This window comes from Spongiibacter sp., assembly GCF_984394615.1.
Map to the genome: position 1 here is coordinate 1 of NZ_CFHTQA010000028.1, position 25673 is coordinate 25673.

At 57.0% G+C, this 25673-nt stretch carries 16 protein-coding genes; 11 read left to right on the plus strand and 5 right to left on the minus strand.

The genetic code is table 11. The features are described from left to right. Positions 1-60: 60 nt before the first annotated feature. The 3 genes from AC5DB9_RS11295 to AC5DB9_RS11305 form a co-directional block, all read right to left on the minus strand. The gene (locus tag AC5DB9_RS11295; RefSeq protein ID WP_272991077.1) at positions 61-2148 is read right to left on the minus strand and encodes a putative bifunctional diguanylate cyclase/phosphodiesterase; all 2088 of its coding nucleotides are present in this window, start codon (positions 2146-2148) and stop codon (positions 61-63) included. Positions 2149-2802: 654 nt separating this feature from the next. Beyond that, positions 2803-4344: a long-chain-fatty-acid--CoA ligase gene (locus AC5DB9_RS11300; RefSeq protein ID WP_272991074.1), complete on the minus strand. Its 1542-nt coding sequence runs from the start codon at positions 4342-4344 to the stop codon at positions 2803-2805. Between the two features lie 101 nt (positions 4345-4445). After that, on the minus strand, positions 4446-5480 hold the full coding sequence (locus AC5DB9_RS11305) for an AraC family transcriptional regulator (RefSeq protein ID WP_272991071.1): 1035 nt from the start codon (positions 5478-5480) through the stop codon (positions 4446-4448). Positions 5481-5636: 156 nt separating this feature from the next. Here AC5DB9_RS11305 and AC5DB9_RS11310 point away from each other — a divergent pair, with 156 nt between their 5' ends. After that, positions 5637-6845, plus strand: coding sequence for an acetyl-CoA C-acetyltransferase (locus AC5DB9_RS11310; protein WP_022957513.1), 1209 nt, complete (start codon positions 5637-5639; stop codon positions 6843-6845). Positions 6846-6898: 53 nt separating this feature from the next. After that, positions 6899-9046: a 3-hydroxyacyl-CoA dehydrogenase NAD-binding domain-containing protein gene (locus tag AC5DB9_RS11315; RefSeq protein ID WP_022957512.1), complete on the plus strand. Its 2148-nt coding sequence runs from the start codon at positions 6899-6901 to the stop codon at positions 9044-9046. Positions 9047-9072: 26 nt separating this feature from the next. On the opposite strand, the gene AC5DB9_RS11320 is transcribed toward AC5DB9_RS11315, so the two are convergent. Then, complete coding sequence (locus AC5DB9_RS11320) at positions 9073-9972, minus strand: LysR family transcriptional regulator (protein ID WP_272991067.1); 900 nt, start codon at positions 9970-9972, stop codon at positions 9073-9075. Between the two features lie 98 nt (positions 9973-10070). Here AC5DB9_RS11320 and AC5DB9_RS11325 point away from each other — a divergent pair, with 98 nt between their 5' ends. The 8 genes from AC5DB9_RS11325 to AC5DB9_RS11360 all read left to right on the plus strand — a co-directional run bounded on the left by AC5DB9_RS11325 (position 10071) and on the right by AC5DB9_RS11360 (position 20047). Continuing rightward, positions 10071-10730, plus strand: a complete 660-nt coding sequence (locus AC5DB9_RS11325) for a histidine phosphatase family protein (RefSeq protein ID WP_272991064.1) — start codon at positions 10071-10073, stop codon at positions 10728-10730. Positions 10731-10768: 38 nt separating this feature from the next. Then, positions 10769-11995 carry an acyl-CoA dehydrogenase family protein gene (locus AC5DB9_RS11330; protein ID WP_272991061.1) on the plus strand — a complete coding sequence of 409 codons (1227 nt, stop codon included), beginning with the start codon at positions 10769-10771 and terminating at the stop codon, positions 11993-11995. A gap of 13 nt (positions 11996-12008) precedes the next feature. Then, positions 12009-13034 carry a phosphotransferase family protein gene (locus AC5DB9_RS11335; RefSeq protein ID WP_272991060.1) on the plus strand — a complete coding sequence of 342 codons (1026 nt, stop codon included), beginning with the start codon at positions 12009-12011 and terminating at the stop codon, positions 13032-13034. Between the two features lie 63 nt (positions 13035-13097). After that, positions 13098-13880, plus strand: a complete 783-nt coding sequence (locus AC5DB9_RS11340) for an enoyl-CoA hydratase/isomerase family protein (protein ID WP_272991059.1) — start codon at positions 13098-13100, stop codon at positions 13878-13880. Positions 13881-13924: 44 nt separating this feature from the next. Next, a complete protein-coding gene (locus AC5DB9_RS11345; RefSeq protein WP_272991057.1) occupies positions 13925-14689 on the plus strand; it encodes a crotonase/enoyl-CoA hydratase family protein in 765 nt (254 codons plus the stop codon). A gap of 264 nt (positions 14690-14953) precedes the next feature. After that, a complete protein-coding gene (locus AC5DB9_RS11350; protein WP_272991055.1) occupies positions 14954-16291 on the plus strand; it encodes a serine hydrolase domain-containing protein in 1338 nt (445 codons plus the stop codon). A 20-nt stretch (positions 16292-16311) separates the two neighbouring features. After that, the gene (locus tag AC5DB9_RS11355; protein ID WP_272991054.1) at positions 16312-16791 is read left to right on the plus strand and encodes an enoyl-CoA hydratase-related protein; all 480 of its coding nucleotides are present in this window, start codon (positions 16312-16314) and stop codon (positions 16789-16791) included. A gap of 340 nt (positions 16792-17131) precedes the next feature. Next, positions 17132-20047: a hypothetical protein gene (locus AC5DB9_RS11360; protein ID WP_272991052.1), complete on the plus strand. Its 2916-nt coding sequence runs from the start codon at positions 17132-17134 to the stop codon at positions 20045-20047. A gap of 121 nt (positions 20048-20168) precedes the next feature. Here the strand turns inward: AC5DB9_RS11360 and mltF are convergent, their stop codons facing one another. Beyond that, positions 20169-21572, minus strand: coding sequence for a membrane-bound lytic murein transglycosylase MltF (gene mltF, locus AC5DB9_RS11365; RefSeq protein ID WP_272991049.1), 1404 nt, complete (start codon positions 21570-21572; stop codon positions 20169-20171). A 178-nt stretch (positions 21573-21750) separates the two neighbouring features. Here mltF and purL point away from each other — a divergent pair, with 178 nt between their 5' ends. Continuing rightward, positions 21751-25623 (plus strand): phosphoribosylformylglycinamidine synthase, encoded by a 3873-nt coding sequence (gene purL / locus AC5DB9_RS11370; RefSeq protein WP_273009623.1) that lies wholly within the window; start codon positions 21751-21753, stop codon positions 25621-25623. Positions 25624-25673: the final 50 nt, after the last annotated feature.

Consider the following 25673-nt stretch of genomic DNA (forward strand, 5'->3'; position numbering starts at 1 on the left):
CTCCTATACGGAAGCGGCTCCTTGAAACCTGACAACCTATGTCAGGACGGGACACGGAGTTTATTGGGCGCCGGTCAGTGAGGCGATTTTGGAGGCGAAGAGATCCGCGGTCATCGGGTGGTAGAAGAGGTAGCCCTGACCACTGCGGCAGCCGGCATCGGTGACGCGCTTCAGTTGTTCTTCAGTTTCTATTCCCCCGCAGCTCAATTCGTAACCCAGTTCGAGACTGAGCGTGGCAATGGTTTTGATCAGCGCTCGGGCTTTCGTGGAGTGAACGCTGTCGGCGACCAGGTTACGGGAGATTTTTACCTTCTGAACCGGGCATTCGCTAATCGCCTGTAAGGCGTTAGCATCGGCGTCGTCGAGGGTGATGGTAACGCCTCGGGCTTTCGCGGCGATGATTTGTGACTTGATTCCGTCGTTGGGAGATTTAAAGCAGGAGGCACTCAGCTCCAATTCCAAGCGCTCACCGGGAACTGAGAACTGCTGCATAATCCCCAGCAGGCATTTGGAGAAGTCCGGATGACGGGTTTGCATGTCGCTGATATTCACAGCGATTCGGCCAAATTCAATACCGTCTTTCAGCCACTGACTGGCTTGACGACAGACCGCCCGCAGGACCAAATCGCTCAGCTCTCGGGTTTTGCCGCGCCGTTCTGCCAGCTCAAAAAACTCCAGTGGTGATTGCGAGTTTTGATTCGGAAAGCGGGCGAAGGCTTCCACGGCGATAATCTGTCGGGTCTGCAGGTCAATAATTGGTTGGTACAGAAGGCTGATTTCAGAGCGATCAAGCGCCCGGGTGATGGCATCGGTAGCCAGTTGATACTCCTCGGATAGTCTGCCGAGCTGGTATCCGGCAAAGCAGTAACCCAGTTTTCCCGCTTTGGCGCGATACATTGCCTCGTCAGCCAGCTGTATCAGCTCATCTTTACTTTGTGCATCGTCGGGGCAAATGCTGATGCCGATACTGGTGCTCAGGTACAACTCCAGACGGTCCAGGCGCACGGGCGTGGCAAGTGAGTCGAGAATTCGCTCGGCAATCATTGCCACGTCTTCCACTTTTGAAAACCCCCGCAGCAGGGCGGCAAACTCGTCACCCCCGAGCCTCGCGGCGAGGTCGTGTTCGCGCAGACTGTGTTTTAAGCGCGAAGCAAATTCCCGAAGCAGCAGATCTCCCGCAGCGTGGCCATAGGTGTCATTGATCGGCTTGAATTTATTGAGGTCAAAATACATCAGTGCCAGATTGTCTCCCTGGCGCTGATTCTTTTCCAAGGCGTCTTCCAACTGGCTTTCGTAGAGCACCCGATTGGGAAGCCCCGTGAGTGCATCGGTGTGTGCCATTTTTTCCAGGTTGAGCAGGCGTTGGAAGCCCACCTGACGGTCAATCCAGGCGGCAACAATACTCAACCCTAGAATCAGTGCGGCAAACAGACCAATTCCAGATGCCAGATTCGCGCTGGAGACAATAGATTGAATGGCATGTCCGTCGCCAATGGCATAGAAACGCGATGCTTCCATGGCGGTGTAATGCATGCCGGATACGGAAATCCCGATAATCGTGCCCGAGATGTAACTCACCGCATTTTCCGGCAGTTGTTTCTGGGCGCGAAGATAGCGCCTGATGCTGAGGGCGGTCAGCGCCAGCAGATAGGCGATACCGAATGAGGCAATAAACAGGGGCAGGTCATACCGCAGCCCCGGCATTTGCATGGCCTCCATGCCGGTGTAGTGCATCACGCCAATGCCACCGGCCAGCGCGATAGAGCATAGCTGCAGATGCAGACCGCTGAAATTAGCTTGGGATATGAAGTAGAGCGCGGCAACACTGCCAGCCATTGCAGGTAGCAGGGAAATCAGGGTCAAACCTGCGTCATACTGCATGTCAGCATGCTCAGGCAGCTTGAAGGCAAGCATGCCGGTGAAATGCATAGACCAGATGCCAAAGCCCAGCGCGGCAGCACCGCCAAGCTGCCACCAGGCCTTGGCTGACCTGGAGGGGCTTGCCGTCATCCTGTCTGCCAGCGCCAGCGCTGTAATGCCTGCAAAGCAGGAGATGACAAAAGAGAGGCCTACCAGCAGTGGATCGTAGCTTCCCACCAGCGGATGTCCCAATACCGCTGAATCAGCATCAAATCGCCAAAAATTCATGTCTGGATCACTTCTTCTTGAATCTCGTTTACGGGGGGCTTGTTTGCAAAGAGATGCGCGGTGGCCAAGTCGTTGAGCAATCGTTCATCCGCGTAAGGGAGCACCCATAATGGGTATAGCAAAGGACTTCTACGGGAGAAAGCCGGATTTGGATTCGCACCGGGCAAATTCCTGAATATGATGCCTGGTGCACAGCTGTGAATAAAAGTGTGAACATGAAGTGCCGTTTTCCGGAATGCTCGTGATGGCGCATACGCCGGAGTATCCGTAAATTCGGGGCTCAGCAATGACAAAGCCCCATTTTAAACGCGTAAGCAGAGGGAGTGATCAACATGTCGATGGAAATCAGTGACTACCGTTGTCGGCGTTGCGGAAAGGAATATCCCCAGCCAAAGCTCAATCGAGAGGGCCATACCCACTGGGAGTGCCCACATTGTGGTGCACCCGAGAGCATTCACATTACCCCGCGACGAGATCGTGACAGAGACTATCGTGCCTAGTTCGGCTCGCGCTGGTATCGCGTAATGGTAGTCCGGTTGGTGCGTGGAAGGGGGGATGTCAGGGCGTCGCTGACTCAAAGTGACCGGGGGCGTCGTGTTTCGGTGTACATCCAAGCGTTGCGCTGATGGTGCCAGCGCAACGCCTTTCAGTATCTTAACCGATCGCTCGCTCATGGCCTTGCCAATAGGGCTCGCGAAGGTGCTTTTTGAGAATTTTTCCGGAGGGGTTACGCGGCAGCTCGGCATGGTGGGCAATCTGTCTTGGAATTTTGTAGCCCGCGAGGCTGTCTCGCAAAAATGCGACCATTTCATCCGCATCCAGCGATTGGCCTTCTTTTAAAACCACACAGGCGAGCGGGGCTTCGCCGTAGTTCTCGCAGGGAATTCCGACAACGGCCACATCCGCAACGGCCGGGTGTTGGCTCAAGGCGTTTTCGATTTCTATGGGATAAATATTCTCGCCGCCGCTGATAATCATGTCTTTGATACGATCGCGAAGGAAAATATAGCCCTCATCGTCAATAAACGCAGAGTCGCCTGTGTGTATCCAGCCGTCGCGCAGGGTTTCCTCGGTTGCCTCTGTGCGTCGATAGTAGCCCATCATGTTGGCGTCACAGCGAACCAGTAGCTCGCCAGTTTCTCCGACGCCGAGTTGCTCTCCCTGGTCGTTAACGACTTTTACATCGATACCGGCCTGAGGGCGGCCGCAGGAGGCGAGCAGTTCCGGACGATCTTGACCCGCCCGGCGATGATCTTCTGCAGACAGTGAGACCACTGCGCCGCAGGTTTCTGTCATGCCGTAGACCTGATAGAAATCGCAGTCGAATACTTTCAGCGCACTTTGCAGCAGGGCACTGTTGATTGGCGAAGCGCCGTAGACGATCTGTCTGAGATGGCTGAAATTCCGCTCGGCAAGATCAGGCACCATGTGGATCATTGCCATAATCATCGCGGGAACGACAAAGGTGTTTTCTATTTGGTAGCGCTCCAGGTCTTCGGCCACCTTGAAGGGGTCGAAAGTCTTGTGAAGTACAACCGTCCCCCCAGACAGAATCGGGAGAATCAGCGTGCCAGCGCCGCCGATATGGAAGTTAGGTGCGCTGACGAGATCGCGACTGCCCGGACAGGCTTTTACAGACCATGACGCGGCTGCCGAGGCATAGAGAGAAAATATGTTTCGCTGGCTGAGTACGACCCCTTTGGGACGGCCCGTAGTGCCGCTGGTGTACAACTGCATGATTGCGGCATCGCTGCCGCGGCTGCGGTCGATACCGGCTGCGTCGGGTAAGCTGCGACACCAGGCTTCCCAGCTGCCATCGTGGGAGGAGAGGATGGGTACGCTCGTCTTCAGTGAAGCAATGAGGGGCGCCATATCGGTATCGGGCGCCGCCAGCATCCGCGCATTGCTGTCGTCTAGTACATATTGCACTTCTTCCGGTGCGAGTCGGTAGTTCACGGCGCAGAGCACGGCTTCGACGCGACTGCAGGCGACCAGGAGCGTAAGAAATTCTGGGCAGTTCTGACACAGGCAGGCGATGCGATCGCCGGCCTCTATCCCCCGTTCCAGCAGACCAGCGGCAATCGACTCGGATTGGCGCTGGATTTCCGCATAGCTTATGGGCTGATCAGCGAAGATCAGGCAGGCATTCTCTGGGGTTATCCGAGCATGGTAGTCGACGAACTGATGAATTTTCATCACGGCTCCTTGGCATATTATGGGTATTATTGAATGCGGCCGGTTTCACTTTAGAACGAGCTATGCCTGCTTGCCAAGTCGGCAGGTGCCAGTTGCTGTCGTCAGGTGCGTCGGGCTGTGTCGGTGTTCACGGTATTGTGCCGACGGTATTCGCCGGGGCTGTTGCCTGTCCATTTCTTGAATGAGCGGATGAAGGCGCTGGGTTCAGAAAAGCCCAGCTGATAGGCAATCTGCTTGATATCCAGCTCCGGCTCGGCCAGTAATTCAATGGCCAGGTCTCGCAGCAGTTCGTGTTTGATCTGTCGGTAATCACATCCCTCTTGTGCCAGTCGGCGCCGCAGTGTCTGCGTGCCAAGGCCCAGCGCGTCGGCAATGTGCTCGTAGTTCGGCAATTTGGGGAGAGATTTTTTCAGGTAACGGCGAATCTGTTCTGTGTAGGTGCCGTCCTGGCCTGGCACATGGAGAAACTCAAAAGGGACACGCTGTAGGTAATCATCGAGTTCAGCCTCGCTGCGGACGATGGGCAGTGACAGCAGGCGGCGCTCGATCACAAACTCGGTATGGGGCTGCTTGAAGCGGGTTTCGCTGTGAAAGAGGTAGTGGTATTCGTCGCGATGCGCCGGAACGGGGTAGTGAAGATTCACCCGCAGCAGCGGTAATGGTGTCCCGCACAGCCAGCAGAACAGGCGGTGAAACATCATCATATGCTGCTCACACACCCAGGGCGTCAGTTCATATTCGGGGTCGGCCTCGAGGCGAAAAAAAGCATAGGCATCGCGTTCAATGAGGCTGACGCGATAGCCGCTGTCAAACAGGTTGAATAGCTCCCTGTGCCGACTCAGTGCCTGCCCCAGATCGTCACTGTGGTGACAGTAGCGAACCAGCGCAGCCATGGTGCCAATGCGCTGCGGTGTTTTGTTGTAACCGAGCGATTCATCATTCGACAGCTGGGTGGCGGCGTCCAGCAGGCGGGCAAATTGTGCGGGGCGCACCCTTGCACGATTGCTGTTGAGTACCGATTCACTGATATCACAGTGCTGCAGCAAGTCGCTCAATTGCCGATGCGGCAGCGCCAGTTTTGCGACAACGGCCTGCACAAACGATGATGAAATGGTGCGGTTGTGGCTGCTGCTCACGGTTTGCCGGTCCTTCGCTGAGAGGGTGAGAAGCTCAGCAGTCTACGCCGGGCTGTAAGAAAATGTCTATTGTATGTCACGGTCGATCATTGTCTGTGCTTTCGCTGAGCGCCACTCTTTGCTGCACATAAAATCCAAGCAAGGGTGAAACAAACCATGAGCAACAGCGCTTTTATCTATGATGCCGTCCGGACCCCCCGGGCCAAGGGCAAAATGGGCTCGCCACTGAGCCAGGTGAAGCCGGTGGACCTGCTTGCCGGTCTGCTGAATGGTCTGCGCGACCGTCATAATCTGGATACCGCACTGGTCGACGACGTCGTCATGGGCTGCGTCATGCCGGTCGGAGAGCAAGGCGCGTGCGTCGCGAAAACGGCGGCCATGAAGGCAGGCTGGGATGAGTCAGTAGCTGGCGTTCAGTTGGATCGCTTCTGTGCCTCGGGCCTTGAGGCCGTCAACCTGGCCGCGATGAAGATCGCCTCCGGCTGGGAAGAGCTGGTGGTTGCGGGCGGTGTAGAAAGCATGTCTCGCGTCCCCATGGGCTCAAATGGCGGCGCCTGGGGCGAAGATCCGCAAACGGCCTTCGACACCGCTTTTGTTCCTCAGGGTATCGGTGCTGACCTGATTGCCACGATGGAAGGTTTCTCACGGGCAGATCTCGACGGCTTCGCTGCGCGCTCGCAGGAATATGCGGCTCGTGCCAGAGAAGCGGGATACTTCGACCGTTCTGTATTGCCGGTGAAAGACGTCAACGGCATGACCATCCTTGAAAAGGATGACTTCATCAAGCCGGGTACAACGGTAGAAAGCCTGAGCAAGCTGCGTCCGTCCTTTGAAATGCTGGGAGGGCTCGGTTTCGATGATATCGCTCTGAGCAAATACCCCCAGGTTGCCAAGATCAATCACGTCCATCACGCCGGTAACTCATCGGGTATTGTCGATGGCGCATCTGCCGTATTGATTGGCAGCAAAGCTGCTGGCGAGAAAATCGGCCTGAAAGCACGTGGCCGTGTAGTCGCGACCGCGGTGACGGGTACCGAGCCCACCATCATGCTGACAGGGCCGGCACCGGCGACCTGGAAAGTCCTCGAAAAGGCCGGCATGAAAATCGAAGACATTGACCTGTTCGAGATTAACGAAGCTTTTGCGTCGGTGGCGATGCGCTTCCAGAAAGATACCCAGGCACCCTGGGAAAAAATTAACGTCAATGGCGGCGCCATTGCGATGGGGCACCCTCTCGGCGCAACTGGTGGCATGCTCGTCGGCACCATTCTTGACGAGCTTGAGCGTCGCGACCAGCGCTTTGGCCTGATCACGCTCTGTGTGGGCGGTGGCATGGGTATCGCCACGATTATCGAACGCCTGTAAGCCGTCGCAACACGCGATGTCCACAACGACATAACAGAATATAGGTAAGTCCAATGACTGGAACATTTAACTACGAAAAAGACAGCGACAATATCGTAACCGTCACTATGGATATGAGTGGCCCGGTAAATGCGATGAACGATGAGTACATGGCGCTGATGGGCTCCACTGTGGAGCGCCTTGAGGCCGAACGCGACAGTATTGCGGGCGTGGTTCTGACCTCAGCCAAGAAGACCTTCTTTGCCGGCGGCGATATCAAGAGCATGTTGACGCTCGAACCCGGTAAAGGCGAAGCCGAAATGTTCAAAATGAACATGGAAATCAAGTCTGTGTTGCGCCGCCTGGAAAAGCTGGGCAAGCCGGTTGTTGCGGCCATTAATGGTGCCGCGCTGGGCGGTGGCTACGAAATCTGTTTGTGCTGTCACCACCGTGTGGCCCTGAACAGCAAAGCGGTACAAATTGGTCTCCCTGAAGTGAGTCTCGGCCTGCTGCCTGGCGGTGGCGGTATTGTTCGCATGGTGAATAAATTTGGCGCCGAGCGCGCGATCATGCCACTGCTGGAAGGTACGCGCTTCTCTGCCGACAAGGCCCATGCCGCCGGTCTGGTTGAAGAGCTGGCCGACAGTCCGGAAGACATGATTGCCAAGGCCAAAGCCTGGGTGAAAGCAAATCCTGAAGCCCAAAACCCCTGGGATGTGAAAGGCTTTAAAATCCCTGGTGGCGATGCGAAAAACCCCAAGATTGCCCAGATGCTCCAGGGCGGCAACCCCATGCTGTACAAAAAGACACGTGGTCTGGTTCCTGCGCCGGTGAAAATCCTGGATGTCATCGCCGATACCTTGCGAGTGGATTTCGACACCGCTCTGGAAATTGAAGCGCGTGTCTTCGTCAGCCTGGTGACAACACCTGTTGCCAAAAATCTGATGAACTTCTTCCTGCAGATGAATCAGGTGAACGGTGGCGGCAGCCGTCCGAAAGGCTTCGATAAGTATCAAACTAAAAAAGTAGGCGTACTCGGCGCAGGTATGATGGGCCAGGGCATCGCCTACGTCTCGGCGATGGCTGGCATTGAAGTCGTCCTGAAAGACATCAGCCAGGATGCGGCAGACAAGGGCAAGGCCTACAGCGAAGGTCTGCTTGATAAGCGCGTTGCCAAAGGCCGTATGACAGAAGAGAAAAAAGCGCAGGTGCTGGGGCTTATCAAGGCTACCGCCGATGCTGATGATCTGCAGGGCTGCGATCTGATTATCGAAGCCGTGTTTGAGAATGTCGACCTGAAACACCAGATTACGCAAGAACTGGAAGGCAAGCTGGCCGAGAACGGCGTATGGGGCTCAAACACCTCGACCCTGCCGATCACCCTGCTGGCTGAGCCGTCTAAGAAGCCCGAGAACTTCATTGGTATCCACTTCTTCTCACCCGTCGATAAGATGCCGCTGGTGGAAATCATTGTCGGTGAGCAAACATCCGATGAGACACTGGCCAAGGCGTTTGACTATTCCCAGCAAATCCGCAAAACCCCGATCGTGGTTAACGACTCACGCGGTTTCTTTACCTCTCGCGTATTTGCCACTTATCTGGATGAAGGTGCCTTGCTGCTGGAAGAGGGCGTCGATCCGGTACTGGTTGAAAACCTCGGTCGAGCCATTGGTATGCCGGTTGGACCGCTGGCCGTGCAGGATGAGGTCAGTCAGCAACTGGGCGTAAAAGCCACCGAAACCAATATGGCGCTGGATGCGCGTCTGGGGGATAACTTCTCACGGGAAACCGCCAGCTACCGTTTGTCCAAACGCTTGATCGACGAGCATGGTCGTGGTGGTCGTTTCCACGGCGGTGGTTACTACGATTACCCTGCGGGCGGCGAAAAAGCGCTGTGGCCGGAAATTTACAACTGGTTCTATAACCCGGAAGTGAATCTGCCGGTGGAGGATGTAAAAGACCGCCTGTTGTTCCGTCAGGTCGTTGAGTCGCTGCGCTGTTACGAAGAAGGTGTGTTGAATAATGTGGCTGACGCAAATATCGGCTCCATTATGGGCATTGGCTTCCCGCCCCACACTGGCGGTGTGCTGCAGTACGTAAACACATATGGTGTGAAGGCCTTCGCCCAGCGTCTGGCTGAGCTTGAGGACCGCTATGGTGAGCGTTTTGCCGTACCGCAGGTGCTGAAGGACAAAGCCGAGAAAGGCGAGCTGTTCGCCTGAGCTGTTGAGCCGGGGGCTCCCCGGCTTTACTGACTATCTGCGTCTACGCATGCCTCAAGCCGATCACGCAACCAGTGAATGCTGGGTTCGTGATCGGCATTTTTATGCCAGTAGATATTTAATTCGAGCGGTGGACAGTCGAAGGGCAGGGGGCGTTGCTGCCAGCCCATGCGCAGTGCCTGGGTTTTAGGGACGGCGGCAATATAGTCGCTGTTGTGCAGCAGGCCGGGAAGACCGGAATGATGTTGCAGGCGCAGGGCGATGCGGCGTTGTTGTCCAATGCTGCGAAGCGCCAGATCAACATGGCCCGAACCTCGGCTGCGACTGGAAATGTGGATGTGTCGTGCGCTGAGAAAGCGCTCCAGCGTCAGCTCTCCTTCGATGAGCGGGTGCCCGTTGCGCATAACACAAACATAGTGATCGCTGCGCAGCGAGCGATACAGCAGTTCACTGCTGTTTATCAGTGGTGCGTCGATGGCCAGTTGCAGTTCACCGCTGGCCAGCGCCAGGGGGATTTCCTTGCGGCGCATGAACACCACCTCCAGATCAATGCCCGGTGCGTGGTCCTGGAGATGTTTCAACAGCGACGGCAGCAGAAATATCTCGGCGTGCTCGGTGGCATGAATGCGAAAGGTCTGACGGGCCTCGGCGGCGTTAAATTCCATGCGTGTGCGCACGCATTGATCCAGCTCGCGCAGTGCTTCGCGAACCGGTGTGATGAGTTGGCGTGCCAGTGGCGTCGGGCTCATCCCTGACGGGCCGCGGACAAACAGCGGGTCGTCGAGGGTATTGCGCAATCTGGCCAGCGCATTGCTGACCGCGGGCTGGGTGACATGGAGGACGCCTGCGGCCCGGGTCAGGCTTTGGTGGCTGTAGATCGCGTCAAAGACAACGAAGAGGTTCAGGTCTATGCGGGAAAGGTTCACGGCAACATCATCACTGATATTTATTTATATGAATAATAAAAATAAATTTAAGTAATTAATAGCGCCTGCGTAGACTGCTTGCACAAACAGGAGGACTCATGAGCGAAATCTATGTTGTGCGCCACGGTCAGGCGGCATTCGGCACCGATGATTACGATCGGCTGACGGACGTAGGCTGGGAGCAATCCCGGCTGTTGGGCGAGTATTTCCGCGGACGTGAAATGCGTTTTGCTTCAGTGTTTACCGGCGATATGCGCCGCCACCGCGAAACGCTGGCGGGATTGCGCGACAGTCTGCCAGGCACCCCCGATGCGGAGGTACTGCCGGGACTGAATGAGTACGATTTTCACAGTATGTTGAAAGTCTATCCACCGGCGCTGGAGCACGCTGAAGAACTGAAAGATGCCAAACAGTTTTACCGCCTGCTCAGAGAGGCGCTCAAGGACTGGAGTGAAGGAGGTCTGCAGGGAGCCGAGGAAACCTGGCAGGATTTTGAGCGCCGCGTCGGCGGCACCTTGCAGCGCATCGCTGAGGTCGATGGGCCCGTTCTGGTGATTACCTCCGGCGGCGCCAGTAGCGCGATGCTGCGCAATATTCTGGGGCTGACTGTAGACACCATGATCGACCTGAATCTTCAGGCCAGAAATACCGGGGTCAGCCAGTATTACTGCAAGCGCGGTGCCTACCTGCTGAACAGTTTCAATACCGTGCCCCACCTTGAACAACCCCAGGATCGTCATCTGATTACCTACACCTGAGTCGCGTGGCGATCTCAGTCTATTGCGAGGAGAACATCATGGATTTAAGCCCTTCAGCCAAGGCGCAGGAACTCCTGCTGCGACTGCAGCAGTTCATGAACGAGCATATATATCCCAATGAGCATGCCTATGCTGAGCAATTAGCCGCTGCCGATGACCGCTTTGCCGTTATGCCGCTGATGGACGAACTCAAGTCCAAAGCTAAAGCGGCGGGTTTGTGGAATTTGTTTGTGCCGGAGGAGTATGGTCAATACAGCGATGTGGGCGGCCTGAGCTTTCTGGATTACGCGCCGCTATGCGAGGAGATGGGCCGCGTATTGTGGTCGCCCGAAGTGTTTAATTGTAACGCTCCGGATACTGGCAACATGGAAGTGCTGATGAAGTACGCGACCGATGCACAGCGAGAGCAGTGGCTGACGCCGCTTCTCAGTGGTGATATTCGCTCCTCTTACGCAATGACCGAGCCGCAGGTCGCTTCCAGTGATGCAACCAATATCGAGTTGCGTATTGAGAAAGACGGCAATGACTGGGTGTTGAATGGGCGCAAGTGGTTTATTACCGGCGCGATGAATGCTCGCACCGAGATTTTTATTGTGATGGGGAAAAGCGATCCCGATAACCCCAATCGTCATCTGCAGCAAACGCAGGTACTGGTTCCCAAGGGGACACCCGGCGTAAAACTGTTGCGGCCGCTGACTACCTTTGGGTACGACGATGCGCCCATTGGACATGCGGAAATGGTCTTTGAGAATGTGCGGGTGCCCCTGGAAAATGTACTGCTGGGTGAAGGGCGGGGCTTTGAAATTGCGCAGGGTCGTCTCGCACCGGGACGCATGCATCACTGCATGCGCCTGATCGGCGCCGCCCAGCGTTCGCTGGAGCTGGCCTGCCAGCGCGCGGTATCGCGCACAACCTTTGGTCGGCCGCTCAGCCGTCATCAGTCAGTGCGCGAGGAAATCTCCCGGAGCTTCTCTGAAATCGAGATGGCGCGCCTGTTGGTTCTGAAAACCTGCAAATTAATTGATGAGCAGGGGCCGCTGGCGACAACCGATATGATTGCGGCGACCAAAACTACCATCCCATTGCTGGTACAAAACGTTATTGATCGCTGTATGCAGTTGCACGGGGCGGGGGGCTTCACGGAAGACTATATGATGGCCGAAGCATTCAACTATGCGCGTTGGTGCCGTCAGGCCGACGGTCCGGACCAGGTGCACCAGATGGCACTGGGTAAACAAATAATCAACCGCTACAGCGGCGAGTAACACGGGGGAGAGCATGTCTGCATTTGAATTGGATACCGATGCGCTGAGTGCGTATCTGCAAGATCACGTTCCGGGTTTTCAGGGACCGGTCAGCGCGGAGAAATTTCCCGGCGGCCAGTCTAACCCGACGTACCGGCTCGATGCCGCCAGCGGTCGTTATGTGCTGCGGCGCAAGCCACCGGGCAAGCTGCTTAAGTCGGCACATGCGGTTGATCGCGAGTTCAAGGTGATGTCTGCGTTGGCAGACAGTGCTGTGCCGGTGCCGACGATGCGCGTGCTGTGCGAAGACGACAGTGTGATCGGTTCCATGTTCTACGTGATGGATTTTCTCGATGGGGATATTCACTGGAATGCGGCCTTGCCCGATCACCAGCCCGCGCAGCGAACGGCGATGTACGACCGCATGAACCAGTTGCTGGCCGATCTGCACAATGTAGATGTCGAGGCGGTTGGCCTGAGTGATTATGGTAAGCCCGGTAACTACTTTGCCCGGCAGCTTAACCGCTGGACCCAGCAGTACCGCGCCAGCGAAACCTCGCGCCTGGAATCGGTGGAGAAGCTGATCGCCTATCTCGAAGAAAAGCTTCCTGAGGACGATGGGCAAAGCTGCCTCGTGCACGGCGACTTCCGCTTGGACAATATGATGTTCGCCAAGGGCGGTGAGGAGATTATTGCACTGTTGGACTGGGAGCTGTCGACACTCGGGCATCCCTATGCCGACCTGGCTTACCAGTGTATGCAATGGCGATTGCCCAGCAGCGCCGCCATTCCCGGATTGGGCGATGTCGATCGTGAGGCATTGGGCATTCCCAGTGAGGCGGAGTACGTTCGCCGCTACTGCGAGCGACGGGGTATCGACGCGATTCCCGACTGGGAGTTTTATCTGGCCTTTTCCTTCTTCCGGCTGGCGGCGATTCTGCAGGGGGTTTATAAACGCGCTCTCGATGGAAACGCGTCTAACACCGCCGCGAAATCTCTGGGGGCGATGACCGACCCCCTGGCCGCGATGGGTGTCGCCGTGGCGGAACACGGCGCCTGAACTCGCAGCCTTTATAACGACAATGATCCCGGCTCAGCCGGGACGACCCAAGAGGATGAAATCATGCAGGAATTTGAAACGGTATTGCTCAGCACCGAGCAACATGTGGCAACGATTCGCCTGAATCGCCCGGAGTCGCTCAATGCCTTTACCCGTCAGATGCGTCGCGACTTGCATCAGGCGCTGTTGGAGGTTAGCAGAATGCCCGAGATCCGCGTTGTGGTACTCGGCGCTGAAGGTCGGGGCTTTTCCTCGGGCGCTGATCTGACCGAGGGGCCGGAGGCCGGGCAGAGTGTCGAGCGCCAATTGCTGGATGAGTACCTGCCGATTTTTACCCAGATCGCCAGCATGGAACAGACCGTGATTGCGGCGGTCCCCGGTGTCGTTGCAGGCATTGGCGCGGCGCTGTGTATGCATTGTGACTTGTCAGTAATGGCCGACAACGCCAACATGATCATGGCGTTTACCAACGTGGCACTGGTGCCCGATGGGGGCGCGTCCTGGAATCTGCTGCGAAATATGGGTTATCAGCGCGCCTATGCTTTTATTGCTGAGGGCGGAAAGCTTCCCGCAGCGGAGTGTCAGGCGTTGGGCCTGGTCAACAAGCTGGTTCCCGCGGAAGAGGTAATGAGTACCGCTCAAGCCTGGGCGGGTCAGCTCTCGCAGCGTGCGCCTATCGCACTGCAACAAGTGAAACAGCTGCTGCGCAATGCCGGTGCACAAACCTTCGTGGAAACCTTCCAGGCAGAAGCAAAGGCGCAGAATGTGTGTTTGGGCAGCGCCGATGCGGCTGAAGCGATTACCGCGTTCATGGAAAAGCGTCAGCCGGTATTCAGTGGCAAGTAAGCCGGCTTCTCGGCGTGTAGAATAACAATGATAAGGAGTACCCAATGACAGAAGCAGTGTTGGTCTCGGTCGACAATGGCGTGATGGTGATCACCATTAACCGCCCCAAGGCCAAGAACTCCATTAATCTCGCCGTGGCAACGGGCATTGCCGAGGCCATGGACGAGCTTGATCGCAATGACGATATTCGCGCTGCGATACTGTGTGGCGCGGAAGGCACGTTTTGCAGCGGCATGGACTTGAAAGCCTTTGTGAGCGGTGAGTTGCCGGTGATTCCCGGTCGCGGCTTTGCCGGTGTGGCGCAAGCGCCCCCTCGCAAGCCGCTGATCGCCGCGGTGGAAGGCTATGCGCTGGCCGGTGGTTTTGAGCTGGCCATTGCCTGCGATCTGGTCGTTGCTGCCAGTGACGCCAAATTCGGTATCCCTGAGGTGAAGCGCGGCCTGGTGGCCGGGGCCGGCGGTCTACTGCGCCTGCCGCGACAGATTCCCAGTCGCATTGCCATGGAGCTGGCGCTGACCGGCGATTTTATCTCTGCCGAACGTGCCTATGAACTGGGAATGATTAACCGCGTTGTGGAGCCCGGCAACGCGCTTGATGGCGCGCGGGCCCTGGCGACGGCCATCGCCGCTAATGGCCCACTGGCGTTGATTGCCAGCAAGCAGATCATGCGCGAATCGCAGGACTGGAGTCAGGCCGAGATGTTCGACAAGCAGAATACTATTGCCAATCCCGTGTTCAGCAGTGAAGACGCGATTGAAGGGGCAACCGCATTTGCTGAAAAGCGTCCACCGCAATGGAAGGGGCGCTGAGCCGGGCCGAAGCTTTGCGCTAGTCTCGGCAGCTGCGCTGTGCCGTCATCCGTTTTAATGAGGCAGGCGGTACAGCGTTGCAAGCGGTGCAAAAGTCGGTAAGATGCCGACAAAAACATAATAAGTAACTGCCGTTAAAAAAACGGCGGGCGTCGCGGAAATGGCCGACCGGTCAATATCAAGCACGTTCTCTGCGGGTGATCATCTCGCACACTGCCGATGGCGGTGTGCTGACTGTCTGTTATCAGGTGCAAGGGAGATCACATGTACCCGGATTTTTACCGTTCATGGTGTTGGCGATTACTGCCGTTATTAGCGGTGTTGTTGGCGCCACATTCACAGGCGCTGCCCGCCAACACGCTTAGTGCCGAAGCATCCGACCCCAAACTAATGGGTTGGATGCAGGGTTCACCACCTCCGGAAGACAAGCGTATTACCCACCCCTATACCAATTACTTTACCTTCCCGCGCATTCGCTGGATGGTCTGCCATATGCGCGAATTGCTGCCCACCAAGCAGGTCAGTCGAGGACTGGCTGCTCCCCAGCCCTTTGAGCGGGCGCTGGACGCGGGGATCGACGCGGTGAGCTTTACCCCGATGGGTAGCGACGAGCCAATGAGTTGGCGAGAGGCGCTGTCGGCCAACTACACCGACGGCATGCTGGTTTTGCACAAGGGAAAGGTCGTCTATGAATACTACTCAGGCTGCCTCGATGAGCTGGGCAAGCACGCGGCGATGTCGATGACCAAATCGCTGACCGGCCTGTTGGCGGAGATGTTAATTGCCGAAGGGCGCCTGGACCCGCAGGCCAAGGTGGCCACTGTGGTGCCCGAGCTGAAAGACAGTGCCTTTGGCAATGCGACGGTTCGCCAGGTCATGGATATGACCACGGCGCTGTCTTATAGCGAGAACTACGCCGACCCCAATGCCGATGTGTGGGTGTATGCAAAGGCTGCCAATGCGCTGCCCAAACCGGCTGACTACAAAGGTCCCAATGGCTATTTTGAATACCTGCAAACGGTGAAACCCGACGGGGAACACGGCCAGGCCTTTGGCTATCGCACGATCAACTCCGATGCCCTGGGCTGGATTATTGCCCGCGCCAGTGGCCGTGAATACACCGACTTGCTGTCGGAAAAAATCTGGCAGCGCATTGGCGCTGAGCAGGACAGCTATGTGAATGTCGACGGGATTGGTACTGCCTTTGCCGGTGGCGGCCTCAGTGCCGGACTGCGCGACCTTGGGCGCATTGGGCAAATGATGCTCAATGGCGGTGTGCTCAACGGCGAGCGGATTGTTCCCAAGTCGGTGGTCGCCAGTATTCGAGGCGGAGCCAGCCAATCGGCGTTTGCCAAAGCGGGTTACGATACCCTCAAGGGCGCCAGTTACCGCAGCATGTGGTGGGTGCTGCACAATGAACACGGCGCCTTTGCAGCGCGCGGGGTGCACGGTCAGACAATTTATGTGGACCCCACCGCGGAGATGGTCATTGTGCGCTTTGCCTCTTACCCGCTGGCGAGTAATGCGCATGTGGATCCTACGTCCTTGCCGGCATTTCAAGCGGTGGCGGAATACCTGATGGTGCGTCCGGACGCTAACTGAGTCAGGCTTTGGCGCGCCCGGTGGCTATTTTGACTGGGCAGCCGGGTGGCGGTCGCGAGCTGGCCATTGCCTGCGATCTGGTTGTTGCTGCCAGTGACGCCAAATTCGGTATCCCTGAGGTGAAGCGCGGCTTGGTGGCCGGGGCCGGCGGTCTACTGCGCCTGCCGCGACAGATTCCCAGCCGCATTGCCATGGAGCTGGCGCTGACCGGCGATTTTATCTCTGCCGAACGTGCCTATGAACTGGGAATGATTAACCGCGTTGTGGAGCCCGGCAACGCGCTTGATGGCGCGCGGGCCCTGGCGACGGCCATTGCCGCTAATGGCCCACTGGCGTTGATTGCCAGCAAACAGATCATTCGTGAATCGCAAGATTGGCGTCAGGATGAGATGTTTGACAAGCAGAATGCTATTGCGAATCCGGTCTTCACCAGCGAAGACGCGATTGAAGGGGCAACCGCATTTGCTGAAAAGCGTCCACCACAATGGAAGGGGCGCTGAGCCTCGTTGTCCTTCTGATGTTGTAATCCCGTCTGTTTGCGGTCAGCTCCAAGGTTTTTCAGGGGGCTAGCCGCGCTCCCGTTCCTTTCCCAGCACCACCCACTGCCTGCACATCTTTGCTCGGTTCTCACCGAACCCAGATGCGACGGGGCCTGCGAGGGCGATGGTAAAAAATGGTAGAAATACGCCAAATCCGCTGACGCCGTGGGAAAATCCACGGTGGGTTCGGCACTGATCGGCGAATAAAAATAATGCCGTGGGTGCCTTGTCGAGAGCGTTGCGTTGCGAGCATTAATACCTGCCTGCGTAACAGAATATAAGCTTTGCATATGGGTTTTGTATGATAACTGTCGATCGCTTACTGGCAAGCGGTTTCTCTTTACTGTCGCGCTATGCTGTTGCCTTGGTGGCGTCACTGTTCCTTGTGGCCTGTGGTGGAGGTGGTGGCGGTAGCTCCTCGTCCGGTTCGAGTGCGGCCTGTAATGATCTGAGTCTGCTGACTAGCGGCGCGATACTGCCCGGCGACCCGATCGAATTTAAAACCCAGCAACCGCTTGGAAACGTCCTGCTCGTTGTCGACGATACCGAGCTGGTGCTCGACAGTATCACCAGTGATATGGGCTATGTTGTCAGCGCGCCGATTACGCTCGATTTGGCAGAAAATGGCGGCGACGTCGAGCTGATTGTCGAGCTGGATGGCGAGCGCTGTCCATTGCCGACCGTCGAGCTGGAACCCCTGCCAGCCCCCTCAAACACAGACAGCTATGCTGATGTGCTGGATACCTTTGAACAGGCCCTGCAGCGCTTTGAAGCGGCCTTTGGCTATGATCCCGATGCCGTGAGCGATGAGGACCTGCAGAGCGATCCGTTCTTACTGACGGCACACTACATCCATGAAATCTTTAACGACCCTTCCAGTGAAATCAGCTTTGCCTACCAGCGCGATGTGCTGGCATCGATGACCGAGCAGGATAAAGCCTTCCTCGCACAAATTATTGAGAAGATAGATTTCATTACGCTGTTGAATGCATTGGGCGATAAGTTCCAGTCTCCATTGCTGGAGCCTGTGTTACCAACGCCTAAACCTGTCGTTGCAGCAATGGTCGAGCCTCGAGTGGCGTATGCGCAGTGCTCGGGCACCTACGCGGATAACAGCAAGCATAAAGTCGATATTTATAATGGTGAAACCCTGTCTCGGGGAATGAAGCTGTCTTACGAGGCGCAAACCAAACAGAAAAATGCCCAAGTCTTTGCCGAGAGCGAGCAGGCAAAGAATACGATGAAAAATGCGGTGATCACGATTGCCGGGCAGGCTGTGAAAGGCGCGTCTGCCAGCGCCTATGCGGCGGTCACCACGCTGTGGGCGGTCAGCAATATCACCAAGAGTATGGAAGTCGATATGGTGGCGGCACTGCTGCCATCCGAGATTACCAAGGCCGAGTTGACGATTATTCCGAAAGCGCGGCTTGAGGAAGATTACACAGAGAAATTTGCCGACCCGAGCTGGTTGTTCCGGGTGAACGCACGCAGCAAGGAATACGATTTCTCAAAATTGGTGGCGGATACGGGATTTGCCGCGCTGGGTGCTCCCAACAGCCCCGTTGACCCGAATTCACTTTTCGGTGCGAGTGAAGTGGCCACCCGCGTGACGACCAAGGCCAAGGCCGGTGATTGTGAGCTGGTGGTGCCGCCGATCAGCTGGTTTAACGTGACGATTGGCGCTGATTACGCGGATGCGGAGTTTATTGAAGGCAATGCCTTTGAGCTTCTTGGTGGCAGCCAGCGCAAGGTAAAACCCTTGCGTATCGGTGCGGCCGAATTGGAAGCGCGCCTGAAGACCAATGAGTTTCCCTCTTACACCACGGTGGTCGAGAACGAGCGCGACACCATTGTGATGGAAAACCTGCAAAAGGCCTTTATTTTCTCCTCCAGCCCGATTGTGGTGACAACCGCCGGGGAGACGGCCGATGTCGATGTGCTTATTCGCAACTCGGTGTTTCCCGAGAAGCACGAAATGGAGACCTCGGCAGAGTTGGGTGTGTCGAAAACCCGCGCCGATAAAATGCTTTACCTCGAGGTGGCAACACCTTCGGATCCCGAGAAATATCCCCAATGGATTTCGCTCAAGTCCACGTCAAAAAGCCTGGAGCCAACGGGCGACAGAGAAACGCGTGTTCAGGTGAAGTTGGAAGATCTGAAAATTCGCATTGAGGAAACCGTGGCGGGTAGCTGCGATGAGAAAACCTATACCGAAGAAAATCGCGCCGTGGTTACGGGCTTCAAAGATGATGACAGCGTGACTTGGAGTGTCGATGGCGGCAGCATTACCGAGCTGGCTGACAACGGTGTGCGCTTTACCAGCGATGAGGTGGGCACCTTTGTACTGACCGCAACAAGCAATGAGGACAGCAGCATTACCGAGAGCGTGACGATCAATACCCTGGATTGCGCCGGTAATGTCTTTATGAATGCGAAAATCATCAGCAACGCGCAAACGCCCGACGAGGAATGTACGTCGAGCAACCCTGAAGACACTGCGGTAGAAACGCACTTTGGTGTTATCGATCCGGATTACGAGGGGCTGTCGCCCAGCAATATCCGTCAGAAGATGGGCTCGTTGTCTGAAGGCTTCCCCTTCAACTTTAACCAATCTGACTCAGAGTTTCTGGTGTTTTCTGACCAGCAGGGCGAGCAGTGTGTGACCCAAACCTTAGATATGGTCGCAGACAGCGTCGGCTCGGTTGAAAATCAGGGCGACAATACGGTGGCCTTTGGCAGCCGACTCGATGCTCAAGGTCACTGCGTGAACGAGGATGATGATGGCGATCAGGTGACCGAGTGTGTTACCGCCAGTAATATCAACAACTACCTCATCGCCTGGGTGTTTGAGCATCAGGCGGAGACAAGTTACGAGGTAGCGCTTGATCTGCTTTGTTCTGCCGAGCCGGTAGCGGGGCTTCCGGCTGACAATAATCTGATCTTGTCGATACAGACTTTTGACCCTTCAGGGCAACAGGTGAATGTGTTGCCGCTCGGTGTGATTCCCACCAAACTGACTACCTGCCGGAATGGCGTTCAGCCCGATGGCGCGGTATGGGTCGTGCCGGAAATGACGCAAGGTTCGAAGGTGTTGATTCAGGCTAACTTCACTGATTCTGTACACGCGGCACCACCGGCTACCGGTGAGGAAGTGCAGGAGCAGGTGTTGACCGCGACCGGCGAGGTGACAGGGACTATTCAAGTGCTCGTTGACTGAGCGCAGCGATTGTTGAACCGCGAAAGGCACAGCCCAGGCTGTGCCTTTTTTGTTTATAGCGACCTTGTTTATCGATGACCTTGGTTGCTGGGTGACGTTGGCCAAGGGTGACAATACCGCGTTACAGCGCGTTCAGACCTCGGTTCAGTGCTTCGGGAAGATAATCCGATACAATTCGCGGCGGTGGGATGCGATAGCGGTTGAGTTCATCCCAGGTCAGCAGTGAATAGTAGCTGCGAATGTTCTCAACGTAGCGAACCGGCTCATCGCCTCGGGCATAGCCGTAGCGCGTTTGTTTGTACCATTTGCGTTGTCGCAACAGCGGCAGAGACTCTTTCACGTCTTTCCACAAATTGGGGTTTCCGCCTCGCTTCTCGGTAATAACCCGGGCATCTTCGAGGTGTCCCAGACCGATGTTATAGGCGGCGAGGGCAAACCAGGCGCGATCCGGTGCTTCGATGCCGCCGGGCAGTCTGGCGTAGAGCTTTTTGTAGTAGCGGGCACCACCGCGCAGGCTTTGCAGTGGATCGAGCCGGTTGGCAACGCCCAGCTCCTTGGCCGTGGGTAAGGTGAGCATCATCATGCCGCGCACCCCGGTGGGAGATTTGGCCTTGGGATTCCAGTAGGACTCCTGGTAGCTGATGGCGGCCAGGAAGCGCCAGTCCATATCGTATTCGATGGCTACCTGCTCAATAAGGCCCTTGTAGTTGGGCAGGCGTTCATCTTTCATCTGCAGAAACGTCTGTGTGCGTAGGAAGGGCTGGCGCTCATTAAATGTGAAGAAGCGATCGACAAGTCGCCCCAGCTCGCCGTTTTCCTCGATCTTTTTGTAGAACAGGCTCATCTCTTCGAGCAGGCGGGCATGTTGCCGACGGTTACTCACTGCCCAGGCCAGCTTGCCGGGGGTGCCGGCACTCATGGCGATACGAAACTCAGGATAGAACGCGCGGTTGGCGTGAAACTCGTTTGAATCGACCATGGTAATGTCGATTTCACCATCATTAAGCATTTGCAGCAGGTCGATCGTTTCCTGGTCCCGGCTCTCGCTCCAGCGCAGGTCCGGATACTCCTCGCGGAGTTGTTGCAGAATTTCGGCGTGGTAGCTGTTGCTGAGTACGCGGATACGAAGGTCTTGCAGCGCCGTTTCGTCCTCGGGCTTATCCAGTTTCTCCCGGTTGTAGATAAACAGCTGTTTGACCGTCATGTAGCTGGGGCCAAAACTGAAGGTTTGCTGCCGTTCAGGGGTGATGGTCAGGCCTGCTGCGGCAATATCGGCCTGACCCTTTTCCAGACGCTCGAACAGCTCTTCAAGGCCGACGACGGGTTCTATTTCCAGATCAACGCCAAGATAGTCGGCAAATTCTCTGGCCAGATAGTATTCAAACCCGGTTGGACTGCCCTGACTTTCGTAGAACGTAGTAGGACCATTGCGGGTGACGACGCGGAGTACGCCGTCTTTACGGATCTCATCAAGGCTGTCGGGTGGCTCGGTACAGGCGCTGAGAAGCCATAGCAAAGCTACCATCAGGAGACGGCCGGGGAGGCGATGTCGGGCGTGCTGGCTGATGCGCAATCCTTACTTTCAGGGTTTCTAGGCTTTATTGTATCGGGCTTGCCCGACGGCGACCATAAGTCTGAATTTTCGCGGGGGATTGCTGTACAATGCCGGTTTTTCTTCCCGTCGACCGAGGTTGTAAACCTGCATGCTGATCATCCCCGGCGCTGCGGCGCTTTCCGAATTCCGTATTGAAAAACTGCTGGCGACGCTGCAAGCCCGTGTGCCGGGCGTTCAAGCGCTGAGCGCGCAGTTTGTTCATCTGGCTGATACTGCAGCGCCACTGAGCGGTGAACAGCAGGCTGTGCTGGAAAAACTCTTGGAGTATGGCCCCAGCTCGGCGCTGGCGGCGGTTGAGGGGCAACATTTTTTTGTCGTGCCGCGTCCCGGAACGATTTCCCCGTGGTCGAGCAAGGCCAGTGATATCGCGCATATCAGTGGCCTGACGCAGATTCGTCGCCTGGAGCGTGGCGTGTTGTATCGGGTGGCGAGTGCCGCTCCTCTGTCCGGTGAAGAGCTGAACGCGGTGCGGGCGGCCATTCACGACCGGATGGTCGAGGCGGTTCTGGACAGCGTAGACGCTGCAGAATGTCTGTTCGAGCAACACGAACCGCGACCGATGAGCCGGGTTGACGTGCTGAACGGCGGTCGAGAGGCTCTGGTGGCGGCGAACACCGAGCTGGGTCTGGCTCTGGCGGAAGACGAAATCGACTACCTGGTTGCCAGCTTTCAGGAGCTGCAGCGTAACCCCAGTGATGTTGAATTGATGATGTTTGCCCAGGCGAACTCGGAGCACTGCCGCCACAAAATCTTCAACGCAAGCTGGACCCTGGACGGGGAAGATCAGGATAAATCGCTGTTTGCGATGATCAAGAATACCAATGAGCTGGGTGGCGAGAACGTGCTCAGCGCCTATTCCGACAACGCCGCTGTGGTGGCGGGGCACCGCGCCGGGCGTTTTTACCCCGATCCTGAATCGTCGGAATACGGCTATACAGAAGAAGATATTCATCTGCTGATGAAGGTGGAAACCCACAATCATCCCACGGCCATAGCGCCGTTTTCCGGTGCGGGGACTGGCGCGGGTGGCGAGATTCGCGACGAGGGTGCAGTGGGGCGCGGCTCCAAGCCCAAAGTGGGGCTGACCGGCTTTACCGTCTCTAACCTGCAGGTGCCGGGCTTTGTTCAGCCCTGGGAGCAGGATTACGGCAAACCCGAGCGGATTGTCTCGGCCTTGGACATTATGTTGGAAGGCCCGATTGGCGGCGCGGCGTTCAACAATGAGTTCGGTCGACCCAATCTCTGCGGTTATTTCCGCAGCTATGAAGAAACCATCGATGGTGAGCGCCGCGGTTACCACAAGCCCATTATGCTGGCGGGCGGCTACGGCAACATCAAAGCTGAGCATATTGATAAGGGGGAGTTTCCTGCCGGATATAAGCTGATCGCCCTGGGTGGCCCGGCGATGTTGATTGGTCTGGGCGGCGGCGCGGCCTCATCGATGAGCAGCGGCGCTTCCAGCGCCGATCTCGACTTTGCCTCGGTACAACGTCAGAACCCGGAAATTGAACGCCGTTGTCAGGAGGTCATTGACCGCTGCTGGGCGCTGGGCGAGGCCAACCCCATTGCCTTTATTCACGATGTGGGGGCAGGCGGCCTGTCCAATGCCTTCCCCGAGCTGGTGAAAGACGGCGGTTGTGGCGGTGACTTTGAACTGCGCGAAGTGCCCAATGACGAGCCCGGTATGTCGCCGCTGGAAATCTGGTGCAACGAGTCTCAGGAGCGCTATGTTATCGCCATTGCGCCAGAGAACCTGCCGCGCTTTGAGGCTATCTGCGAACGTGAGCGTGCGCCATACGCGGTGGTCGGGGAGTCCACAGAAGAGAAAACCCTGCGCGTTGGTGACCGTCATTTCGACAACAATCCGGTCGATCTGCCCATGTCGGTATTGTTCGGTAAGCCGCCGAAGATGCACCGCGAGGCACAGCGTCAGCCGCGTCAGGGCGATGCCTTTAATGGTGAAACCGTCTCTGTAGAAGAAGCGCTGGATCGCCTGCTGTGTTTACCCGCTATCGCGTCCAAGAACTTCCTGATTACCATCGGCGACCGCTCGGTAACGGGCATGGTGCACCGCGACCAGTTTGTCGGCCCCTGGCAGGTGCCGGTAGCCGACTGCGCCGTGACCACCGTGAGCTACGACAGCACGGCCGGTGAAGCGATGTCGATGGGCGAGCGCACACCACTGGCGCTGCTGGATGCACCCGCTTCCGGCCGCATGGCGGTCGCCGAAGCCATTACGAATATTGCCGCAGCACGTATTGAAAATCTTTCAGATATCAAACTGTCAGCCAACTGGATGTGTGCGGCCGGATACGGCGACGAAGATGCCCGCCTGTACGACACGGTAAAAGCGGTGGGCATGGAATTCTGTCCGGCGCTGGGAATTACCATTCCGGTGGGCAAAGACAGCATGTCGATGCGCACCGCCTGGCAGCAAGACGGTGATAACAAGGCAGTAACAGCGCCGATGTCGTTGGTGATCTCCGCCTTTGCGCCGGTCAGTGATGTACGTAAAACCCTGACGCCGCAATTGCAGGCCAGTGAAGATGCCGTATTGCTGTGGGTCGACCTGGGCCTGGGTAAGCGTCGTCTGGGTGGGTCCTGTTTGGCGCAGGTGTGTAATCAACTGGCCGACAGTGCGCCGGATATTGACGACCCCGCGCTGCTGAAAGGTTTCTTTAACGCGGTGCAGCAGCTTTCTGCGCAGGGTAGCTTGCTCGCCTATCACGACTGTGCCGACGGCGGTGTGCTGGTGGCCCTGTTGGAAATGGCTTTTGCCGGCCACTGTGGTCTGGACGTTTCCCTGAGCGGCGACGCCTCGGCGCTGGCCGCGCTGTTTGCCGAGGAAGCCGGTGCGGTGGTGCAGTTGCCGCGCAGTGAACTGGCCGCCGCTAAAGCCGTATTTGCCGAGCAGGGTTTGAGCGATGCGCTTGTGGAGCTGGGGCAGGCTGTGCCGGGCAGTGACGTTCGCGTCAGCTACAACGGCGAGCCGGTGTTGGCCGCCGACCGTCTCAGCCTGCAACGTCGCTGGACCGAGCTGAGCTATCGTATGCAGGCCCTGCGTGACAACCCCGAGTGTGCCGAGCAGGAATTCGCCTCGTTGCGTGAGGAGGACCCCGGTTTGACGGTGGCCCTGAGCTTTGATGCCCAGCAGGATGTGGCCGCGCCGTTCATCAATAGCGGCGTGCGTCCGAAACTGGCGGTACTGCGAGAGCAGGGCGTCAACGGTCAAATGGAAATGGCGGCCGCGTTCCATCGCGCCGGTTTCAATACCGTCGATGTCCACATGAGCGACATTCTGAGCGGCCGTATCGATCTGGCCGACTTCAAGGGCCTGGCTGCCTGCGGGGGCTTTTCCTACGGGGACGTGTTGGGCGCCGGTGAGGGCTGGGCGAAGAGCATTCTCTTCAATCCTCGCGCTCGGGAAGCGTTTGAGGCCTTCTTCCATCGCGAAGACAGCTTTGCGCTGGGGGTCTGTAATGGCTGTCAGATGATGTCCAATCTGCACAGTCTGGTTCCTGGAGCTGAACACTGGCCGCGATTTGTACGAAATCGCTCGGAACAGTTCGAAGCGCGCTTCTCAATGGTTGAAATCCCCGAATCGCCCTCCATATTGTTGTCTGGCATGGCGGGTTCTCGCTTGCCGGTAGCGGTTGCCCACGGTGAAGGGCGGGCGGAGTTCCGCGATGCTGCGCAGCTTCAGGCGCTGGCGTCATCCGGCAATGTGGCGCTGCGCTACGTGGATAATGGCGGTGCACCAACCGAGCATTATCCGGCGAATCCCAACGGTTCACCTCAGGGGATTACCGGCCTCAGCAGTGCCGATGGGCGTGTGACCATTATGATGCCGCACCCCGAGCGCGTGTTCCGCAGTGTGACCAATAGCTGGTCACCGGCAGAGCAGGGCGAGGACAGCGGTTGGATGCGAATTTTCAGAAATGCCCGGGTGTGGGTTGGCTAAGGCCGACGGCGCGAAATTTATAAAAACAGACACCGCGCGTAAGCGCGGTT